General features: G+C 71.0%; 10 protein-coding genes. 4 read left to right on the top strand and 6 right to left on the bottom strand.

The window, feature by feature from the left end:
• Positions 1-80: 80 nt before the first annotated feature.
• Both E0D90_RS20185 and E0D90_RS20180 read left to right on the top strand, forming a co-directional pair.
• A complete protein-coding gene (locus E0D90_RS20185; protein ID WP_130799530.1) occupies positions 81-1,457 on the top strand; it encodes a GntP family permease in 1,377 nt (458 codons plus the stop codon).
• A gap of 145 nt (positions 1,458-1,602) precedes the next feature.
• Positions 1,603-2,430: a DeoR/GlpR family DNA-binding transcription regulator gene (locus E0D90_RS20180; RefSeq protein WP_374754113.1), complete on the top strand. Its 828-nt coding sequence runs from the start codon at positions 1,603-1,605 to the stop codon at positions 2,428-2,430.
• A gap of 15 nt (positions 2,431-2,445) precedes the next feature.
• Here E0D90_RS20180 and E0D90_RS20175 read toward each other — a convergent pair whose 3' ends face one another.
• The 3 genes from E0D90_RS20175 to E0D90_RS20165 are packed head-to-tail and all read right to left on the bottom strand — an operon-like array spanning position 2,446 to position 3,830.
• Positions 2,446-2,970 carry a hypothetical protein gene (locus E0D90_RS20175; protein ID WP_130799529.1) on the bottom strand — a complete coding sequence of 175 codons (525 nt, stop codon included), beginning with the start codon at positions 2,968-2,970 and terminating at the stop codon, positions 2,446-2,448.
• Positions 2,964-3,374 (bottom strand): ATP-binding protein, encoded by a 411-nt coding sequence (locus E0D90_RS20170; protein ID WP_130799528.1) that lies wholly within the window; start codon positions 3,372-3,374, stop codon positions 2,964-2,966. Before E0D90_RS20170 ends, E0D90_RS20175 begins: the two co-directional genes overlap by 7 nt.
• A gap of 45 nt (positions 3,375-3,419) precedes the next feature.
• Positions 3,420-3,830: an NUDIX hydrolase gene (locus E0D90_RS20165; RefSeq protein ID WP_130799531.1), complete on the bottom strand. Its 411-nt coding sequence runs from the start codon at positions 3,828-3,830 to the stop codon at positions 3,420-3,422.
• 126 nt (positions 3,831-3,956) lie between these two features.
• Between E0D90_RS20165 and E0D90_RS20160 the strand changes: the two genes are divergently transcribed.
• Both E0D90_RS20160 and kilB read left to right on the top strand, forming a co-directional pair.
• Complete coding sequence (locus E0D90_RS20160; protein WP_130799527.1) at positions 3,957-4,742, top strand: GntR family transcriptional regulator; 786 nt, start codon at positions 3,957-3,959, stop codon at positions 4,740-4,742.
• Between the two features lie 134 nt (positions 4,743-4,876).
• Complete coding sequence (gene kilB / locus E0D90_RS20155) at positions 4,877-5,344, top strand: plasmid transfer protein KilB (RefSeq protein WP_130799526.1); 468 nt, start codon at positions 4,877-4,879, stop codon at positions 5,342-5,344.
• A 59-nt stretch (positions 5,345-5,403) separates the two neighbouring features.
• Here the strand turns inward: kilB and E0D90_RS20150 are convergent, their stop codons facing one another.
• From E0D90_RS20150 to E0D90_RS20140, 3 genes are all read right to left on the bottom strand, one after another.
• Positions 5,404-5,781 carry a hypothetical protein gene (locus E0D90_RS20150; protein WP_103504518.1) on the bottom strand — a complete coding sequence of 126 codons (378 nt, stop codon included), beginning with the start codon at positions 5,779-5,781 and terminating at the stop codon, positions 5,404-5,406.
• Positions 5,782-5,853: 72 nt separating this feature from the next.
• A complete protein-coding gene (locus E0D90_RS20145) occupies positions 5,854-7,110 on the bottom strand; it encodes a PucR family transcriptional regulator (RefSeq protein WP_103504519.1) in 1,257 nt (418 codons plus the stop codon).
• 316 nt (positions 7,111-7,426) lie between these two features.
• On the bottom strand, positions 7,427-8,710 hold the full coding sequence (locus tag E0D90_RS20140; protein ID WP_130799525.1) for a deoxyguanosinetriphosphate triphosphohydrolase: 1,284 nt from the start codon (positions 8,708-8,710) through the stop codon (positions 7,427-7,429).
• Positions 8,711-8,807: the final 97 nt, after the last annotated feature.

Below are 8,807 nucleotides of genomic sequence, written 5' to 3'. Positions count from 1 at the left end.
ACCCTCCCCACTCCCCCCGACTCCGACTCCTCCCCCGAGGACCGCCGCGATGACGCGGCCATGAAACAAAGAGGTTCGTCATGTCCGACGCCTACACGCTCGTCGCGTTCGGCGCGGCGATCGCAGTCCTGGTACTGCTCATCGCCAAGTACAAGGTCCACCCGGTCGCGACGCTGTTCATCATCGTCACGACGCTCGGGCTCGCCCTCGGCATGGGCGGCAGCAAGACGATCGAGCTGATCACCGAGGGCTTCGGCAACACCATGGCAAGCGTGGGGCTGCTGATCATCTTCGGCTGTGTGCTCGGCAAGATGCTGGAACTCAGCGGTGCCGCGCACCGGATCACGGAGGCGGCGCTCAAGGTCTTCTCCGGCAAGAAGGCACCGTGGGCCGTCGCGGTCGCCTCCAGCGTCATCGGAATTCCGCTGATCGCCGACACCACCGTGCTGATGCTGATCCCGGTGGTCTCGGTTCTGGCCTACCAGACCCGGACCTCGATGATGAAGCTGGGCCCGATCCTCTACATCGGCGCCTACGTGATGACCTCTCTCATCCCGCCGGGCCCGGGCCCGCTGGCCGCCTCCTCGCTGCTCGGCGTCGACCTCGGCGAAGCGATGCTGTGGGGCGCCGTCGTCGCCGTGCCGAGCATCATCGTGGCCGTGATCTACCTGCTGACCATCAAGACCCACGTGGACCCGAAGCCGGAGTTCGTCGGGCACCTCACCCCGGCCGGGGGCGCTCCGGCAACCGGCGGCGCGGGCGACGGAACCGACGCGGAGGAGAAGCCGCACCGCCCCAAGCTGTGGATGTCGCTGGTCCCGGTCTTCCTGCCGGTCGTGCTGATCATGCTGAACTCCTACGTGGTCGACATGATCGGCGCGGAGAACCTCGTCGGCCAGGTCATCGCCTTCGTCGGCGAGCCGGTCATAGCCCTCTTCATCGGCTGCCTCTCGGCGCTGCCGCTGTTCGGCAGCAAGTGGGGCGAGAAGGAGACCGTCAACGACCTGTTCGAGTCCGGCCTGCGGCTGGCCGCCATGCCGCTCGCCCTCACCGGCGTCGGCGGTGCGCTGGCGACGATCATCCGGGACACCGAGGTCGCCAACTCCGTGGCCGACATGATCCGCGACTGGGGCCTGTCCCCGATCATCGTGCCGTTCCTGGTGGCCGCCGCGATCTGTACCATCACGGGTTCGAATATCCTCGGCGTGATGACCGCCGCGGCGATCATGCAGCCGCTCGCGGAGGGTCTCGGCATCTCCGGGCTGGCGATCTACCTGGCATGCGGGACCGGAGCGCAGATCATGAAGCACGCGAACTCCTCGGGCTTCTGGGTCACCACGACCCTGTCCAACATGACGGTCGGTCAGGGCATCCGCTCGATCGGGATCGCCTCGGCGCTCTCCGGCGTCACCGGCTTCGCGATCGTCTACGCCCTCTACGGGTTCGGGCTGATCTGACAGACTCCGGCGTCCGCCGACGGTGCGAACCCGTCGGCGGACGCCGGACACCACCACGGATGCCGCCGCCGGTGCCGGGAGCCACGGGGATCCCCCGCAGCTCCCGGCGCCTGCGGCGGACACGGACGCAGGGACGCAAGGAGGCGTGAGCGTGTCGACGGAGGAGAGCCCCGAGACCCCGCTGATCCCCGACCAGCGGCGCGAGCTGCTGATCAGGCTGCTCCGGGGCCACGCGGTACTGAGCGTGCATCAGCTCACCGAGATGCTCGGCGTCTCCCACATGACGGTGCGCCGCGACATCGCCGCACTGGAGCGCCAGGGCCGCGCGGTCTCCGTGCCGGGCGGCGTGCGGATCGCCGGGCAGCTCCACCACGAACCCAGCTTCGTGGACAAGTCGACAATGGATCAGCCGGCCAAACTGGCCATCGCCGCGCGGGCCGCCGACTTCCTCCACGACGACACCACCGTCTACCTCGACGCCGGCACCACCTGCCACGCTCTCGTCCCGCACCTGGTGCGGCACCAGGGCATGACCGTGGTCACCAACGACTTCACCACCGCCAACCTGCTGATGGCCAACCCGGACGTGGAGGTCATCCACACCGGCGGACGCATAGAGCACGCCAACCGCTCCACCGTGGGCCGCCTGGCCGCGCAGACCCTGGGCCAGCTCGTCCTGGACATCGCCTTCGTCTCCACCAGCTCCTGGGACCTCCAGCACGGCGTGACCACCCCCTCCCCCGCCAAGGTCGAGGTCAAGCAGGCCGCCATGGCCAGCGCCTCCCGCTCGGTCCTGCTGACCGGCAGCGCCAAGTACGGCACCTTCGGGATGTACCGGGTCGCCGGGCTCACCGCCTTCGACGCCGTCGTCACCGACCAGGACCTGCCCCGCGCCGCCCGTGAGGCGCTGCGCGAACAGGGCGTGGAGACACTGGTCGCCGACGGCGGCACCGTCGGCGGCGGCGCGGGCTGACGGCCCGCGCACCAGTCACGGTCGCGGACACCGGCGCTCTCCCGGCCGACGCTCGCGGTCACGCCAACCACGCACGAGCTCACTGGAGCGCACCTTGCAGTCTCGATGCCGCGCGACAGGAGGTCGTTGTTCAGTGGGGGCAAGCTGCCACTGAGGGGTGGACGCACGGAAGGCAGACGGGGGATGACCGGTCACCGTCTGTTCGTCGGGACGGATGGGCTGGTCGGCTTCCTGGCCGAGGAGCCAGAGGACGCCGTCATGGTTGCGGTCGGCGGGTTTGCCGCAGACCTGGCAGAGGAGCCTGGTCATCGCGATGCGCTGGCGCAGGGGGTGGACCTTGCCGTACTGGGGTCTGCCCTTGCCCGGCTGGGAGGGTGAGCGGGTCCAGAGGATGCCGTGTTCGTCGCGGTCGTAGGTGCGTTCCGTGGCGAAGGCGAGGCGCCCCCGGCGGATGACCAACTGCGGTTGCGGTTTGCCCTCCTGGCTCCACTGGGTGATGTACGGGACGACGTGGGGCCGGGTGGGTGCGGCTGTCAGCATGGGGCCGCCTCCGGGGGTGCGGTGAGGTGGGCGGTGACGGTGTGGCCGGTATGGCTCGTGGTGAGCTGGATGGCGGCGGCGAGGAGGTGGGCCAGGAGCAGGCCGCGGCCGTGGGTGGCGTCGTCGGTCGGCCGGCCGTGGCGGGGTTCGGTGTCGCTGTGGCTGTGGTCGGTGACGGTGAGGCTGATCGCGGCTCCGGCGCGGCGGAGGGTGAGGCGCACGTCGGGGGTGGTGGTGTGGGTAACGGCGTTGGTGACCAGTTCGGTGACGATCAGGGCGGCGTCCTCGGCGTGGGGGTGGCCGGTGAGGACGTCGCGGGTCCATCGCTTTGCGCGGCCCACTTCTGCCGGAAGTCCGGGACAGAGAAGTTCCCAGACTCGAACCTTGCTCGTATACTCATCCATACAAGTTGCTCCATGCTGGTGGTCGGCGGTGAAGAGGATTGCGGGCTAGACGAGTTTGACGCCGTCGTGTGCGCGAATCGCGGGCGGAGGGGCCGCGTCGAGGGCGTCCAGGACGCGGATCGAATATGCCTCGTCGGCCAGCGTCGTGGCCTCGTCGCGAGTGGCCCAGTGAAGCGCCTTGGTCTCGTCGCCCGTGGTGGGCTGTCCCGCGATCGCGCGGCAGCGGAAGACCATCGAGACGACCAGGTCGGCCATGTTCTGGTAGACGCCGGTCAGCGCCGCGGTCGAGGTGTCGATCTTGAGGCCGGTCTCTTCGAGTACTTCGCGGGCCAGGGCGTCGGGCAGGGTTTCGCCCGCTTCGACCACTCCCCCGGGAGGCTCCCAGTGGCCGTTGTCGCGCCGTTTGATCAACAGGGCGCGGCCATGATCATCCACGATGACTCCGGCCACGCTCACTGAGTGGTGGCGCTCGGCGGTGCTGCTCACGTTCGGCGGTCCTCGTTCTGTGGTCGACCAGCTGGATAGGCTCTCACCGTAGCAACGAAGCACCCCTGCTTGTCTAGACGACTGAAGGAGTTAAGGATGGCTCAACTGTCCGATCACCTGGGGCCACTGGACCCCACGGGCGATCGTGCCGTCTACCGCCAGATCGCTGACCGCCTGCGTGAGGCCATCAGCAGGGGACGGTTCACCGAGGGAGCGAAACTGCCTTCCGAGGCCGAGCTGGTGGAGCACTTCGGCGTCAGCAGGATGACCGTCCGCAACTCGATCGCGTTGCTCCAGAGCGAGGGCCTTGTCTCCGCCGAGCACGGCAAGGGTGTCTTCGTGCGTCCCCGGCCACCGGTCCGCCGCCTGGCTTCTGACCGCTTCGCCCGACGCCACCGCGAACAGGGTAAATCGGCCTTCATCGTCGAGGCGGACGCGGCCGGGAGCGCGCCGACGGTGGACCAACTGGAGGTGAGGGAAGAGCGACCCAGCGCCGAGGTCTCGGCCCGACTCGGCGCCCCGCACAAGGTGCTGGTCCGTAAGCGCCGGTACCTCCTCGACGGCCGGCCCATCGAATACGCCGCTTCCTACCTTCCACTCGACATCGCCCGAGACACTCCGATCGTCCAGCCCAACCCCGGGCCCGGCGGGATCTACGCGCGGCTCGAAGAGCTCGGTCACACGCTTGACCACTTCGACGAGGAACTCCGCGCCCGCATGCCCACCCCGCAGGAAGCCAGACACCTCCACCTCGCCTCCGGCGTACCCGTCATCCACCTCGTGCGCACCGCCTTCGACACTCACGGAAGGGCCGTCGAGGTCTGCGACACCGTCATGGCAGCCGACGCCTACCTCCTCACCTACCGACTCCCCGCCACGTAGTCGGCCGACGGAATCACGGCAGCCGAGAAGAGGGGACAGCGGACAACCCCCGAGTTCGCTGACCTAGGGGTTCAATCTCGCGGGTGATCCGGAGAGTTGCTGTATTCAGTCGGGCCGTGTGGTCAGCTGATGGCATGGAAGCGATATGGACGAGCGTCGTAGCGGTCGGGGGCACGCTGCTGGGTGCCGTGATCACGCACTTCTTCCAGCGCCACGCGTCGGGGCGCAGTGAGCTGTTCGCGCGGTCGGAAGCGCTCCGGCAGGAGCGGATGGCCACGTACAGCCTGTTCGCCGCAGCGGTGGAGGACTACCGCCACGGCCAGGCCGACCGCTGGTACCGGCAGCAGCAGGACCCCGAGGGACGGGACTTCGTCACGGCACGTGATGAGGCCCACCGCCTCCGGACGACGACACGGCAGGTGCTCTACCAGGTCAAGCTGCTCACGGACGACCAGGGAGTGGTCCTCGCCGCCGAGCGGGCCTATGAGAGCACGCGGGACGTGTCGACCGCACAGGGCGGAGAAGAGCGGGACGTGCTGGACGCACGGGCCCGGCAAGCGATTGACGCGTTCGTCGCGCAGGCTTCGCCGCTGGTGCGCTGAACGGTTCGTGGAAACACGCCAGTTGCCGCGAGTGCCAGCAGAGGTCGCGAGGGGCGGGCTCATTCGGCGAGGGCGTCGGTCTCCGGTGTCCAGGGTCGCCACACGGCCGCCTCCCGCCAGCCCGGGGCGTCGGCCGCCCAGTCGCCCAGCAGGCGCGCGACGGGCTCGACGTCCGACAGCGAGTCGTCCGACGGAATCCGGCCCTGGCGGTGGGTCTCGGGCCCTCCCTCGCGGAACTCCACGAGGCATCCCTCGCCGTCGTCCATGAGGTGGACCTGGATGTAGTGGTCCCCCTCACCGGAGCGGTCGTGGCGGGTCAGGATCAGGAACGGGAACTGGTGGTTCATGTCGGCGAGAAGGTCGTGGAGCTGCGTCCGTGTCGGGTCCTCGACCTTGTCCCCGGCCGCGGTGGTGACTGTCATTACCGGCTGCGTCATGGGCTGAACGGTAGGCGGGGGCACTGACACCGCGCCCCCGCCGTGTGCCCCTGCCGGTCGCCCCCGCCGCGCTCAGTGGGGCACCCCGAGCACCCGCCGGGCGGTCAGGGCAAGGGAGAGCTCGGCGGTCGCGCGGGGGCTGGCCAGCGAGCGGCCGATGAGCCGCTCGCAGCGGCGCAGCCGGTTGAGGACGGTGTTGCGGTGGCAGGAGAGCCGTTCGCCGGCGCGCTGGGCCGAGGCGTCGCACTCCAGCCAGGCGGTCAGGGTGTCCAGCAGCAGGTCCCGCTCGCTCGCGTCCAGCCGCAGCAGCGGTCCGAGCACACGCTCGGTCAGCACGGTGCCCAGTTCCGGCGAGGAGACCAGCAGCGCGGCGGTCAACTGCTCGTGCAGCAGCGCCACCTGTCCGTCACCGGAGCAGGTCAGAAGCGCCTTCTCGGCGAGCCGGCGGGCGCCGGCGACCGCGGTCAGCCCTTCCGCCACCGTGCTGATGCCCACCCGCACCTGCGGCGCGGTGGGTGGCGGCGCCAGCTCGGCGGCCAGCGCCTCGGGGCCCGACTCGCCGAGCGCGGCGACGACCAGATCGGTGGAGTCTCCGTGGTGCCAGACCAGCGGCAGTGATCCGGAGTCCCGTCGCAGCGCCTCCCGGCCGGTGCCGGAGACCGCTGCCACGGCGTAACGGCCGCGCTCGGGGAGTCCCAACGCGACGGCTATGTCGGCGAGTTCGGAGGCGCGGGCGGAGCCGTCCAGCAGCGCCTCCGCCATCAGCCGCAGCCGGTTGTCGCGCCGCCAGGCCATCTCCCGCTCGCTGCGGCGGTACGCCTCGGCCGCGACGGAGCAGTGTTCGTCGACGAAGTTCCACACGTCGCCCGCGACATGGACCAGCAGCCGCATCGACTCCGGGTCGCGCGCCGAGGCGATCTCCACCAGCTCCTGCCAGACCGTCGCGCCGCCGAGGCGGAAGGCGTGCAGCAGGGCGTCCAGCGGCTGGCCGCTCCGCGCGCGCTCGGTGCCGATCCGCCACGAGCAGCGGCGGGCGGACTCACCGAGTTCCTGCGGCCGGATGAGACAGCCGACGTTGTGGCGCAGCGACCGGTTGACCTCCTCCCACAGGGTGTCGAACTCACCCGGCGGGGTGCGGTAGCTGGGCTCGTGCTCCTGGATCAGCTCCACCACGCGGTCGGTCAGCTCGGGCAGCCGGTGCAGCAGCAGCTGGGCGGAGGAGCGGAGTACGGCGATGGACTCTCCGCGACCGGTCGCGGACCCGGCCGGTACCGGTTCCGGCCGTGTCCGCGCCCCTCTTCGTTCGCGGTGACGGACGACTGGGTGCATGACGGACCTCCACCGTGGCGGTAAGGGCGGCTCGGTCTGCATTGTTGATGGGCGGCGGTCCGCAATCCAGCGCTGTTCCCGTAGTGCAACCAAAGACATGTGGCGGACGGCCGCGGCGAGGGGTCGCCGGAGCCGGGCGGGAGGTTCGTATACGGTCCCTGCCGGTCACCGGCGCGGACGGTACGGGCACGCACAACACCGCTGCGGGGCGGGCGGGTTCGCCGAGCGGGCCGGCGCCCGGGGAGTGCCTTGGCGGGCAGGAACGGCGGCGGAAGGGCCGCACACGGCCCGCGAACGGGCCACGCGCGCCCCCGCCTCAGTGGCCGCCGGTGAGGCGTGCGTGCAGGGTGCGCGCGGAGGCGTCGGTGAGCGCGGCCATCTGGTCGACGATCACCCGCAGCCGCTCGGTGTCGTCGGTGGCTGCGGCGAACAGCGCCCGGTACTGCGGGTCGAGCCCGTCCGGCGCCCGGCGGACCAGGGCTTCGCCCAGTTCGGCCAGCAGCACCCGCTGCCGGGTGCGCAGCCGCTCCTGGTCGGGTCGCTGCATCACATAGACGTCGGCGACGGCCTTGAGGACGTCGCACTCCAGCCGTGCCTCGCGCGGCACGATCAGTTCGGCGGCGTAGCGGGTGAGCCGCCCGGTGCCGTAGCGGGCGCGGGTGGCGGCCTCGGCGGCGAGGCAGAACCGGCCGATCAGCTGGCTGGTGGCGTTCTTCAGCCGCACCTGGGCGAGGGCGGTGCCGTCGTAGCCGTGCGGCCACCACTCCTGGTCCAGCAGGCGTTCCAGGGCCTCGGCCAGTTCCTCGGTGCCGGTGCCGGCGGGGGCGTAGCGCTCGGCGGCGACGGCGAAGATGCCCTGCCGTTCCGGTTCGGCCATCAGCATGTTGGGGTCGAGGTGGCCGGCGTGCAGCCCGTCCTCCACGTCGTGGACGGAGTAGGCGACGTCGTCGGCCCAGTCCATGACCTGTGCCTCGAAGCAGCGGCGGTCGGCGGGGGCGCCGTCCCGCAGCCAGCGGAAGACCGGGAGGTCGTCGGCGTAGACGCCGAACTTGCGGGCCGCGGGGTCGGCCGGGTGGACGCCGCGGGGCCAGGGGTACTTGGTGGCCGCGTCCAGCGCGGCGCGGGAGAGGTTGAGTCCGGCGGGGGCCGTCTCGTCGCTGCCGCGGAACCGCTTGGGCTCCAGCCGGGTCAGCAGCCGCAGCGACTGCGCGTTGCCCTCGAAGCCGCCGCAGGGTTCGGCGAGTTCGGCGAGTGCGCCCTCGCCGTTGTGGCCGAAGGGCGGGTGGCCGAGGTCATGTGCGAGGCAGGCGGTCTCGACGAGGTCGGGGTCGCAGCCGAAGGTGGCGCCCAGTTCACGGCCGACCTGGGCGCACTCCAGGGAGTGGGTGAGCCGGGTGCGGGGGCTGGCGTCCCAGGCGTACTGGACCTCGGGCTGGTCGGGGGTGACCACCTGGGTCTTCCCGGCCAGGCGGCGCAGCGCGGCGGAGTGCAGCACCCGGGCCCGGTCGCGCTGGAACGCCGTCCGGCCGGGGCGCTTGTCCGGCTCCGGGTCCCAGCGCTCGGCGTCTGCCGGGCTGTATCCCGGGTACTCGTCTCGCATACCCACGACAGTAGCCCGCCCCGCCCGCGTGGCCTGCGGCGGTCCGGTGGTCGGGGTCGGGGTCGGTCGGCGCGTGCCGTGGGCCCGGGGTCAGCCC

The organism is Streptomyces otsuchiensis (genome assembly GCF_004305975.1).
Classification (GTDB): domain Bacteria; phylum Actinomycetota; class Actinomycetes; order Streptomycetales; family Streptomycetaceae; genus Streptomyces; species Streptomyces otsuchiensis.
This window is presented reverse-complemented; position numbering and strand designations above follow the sequence as displayed.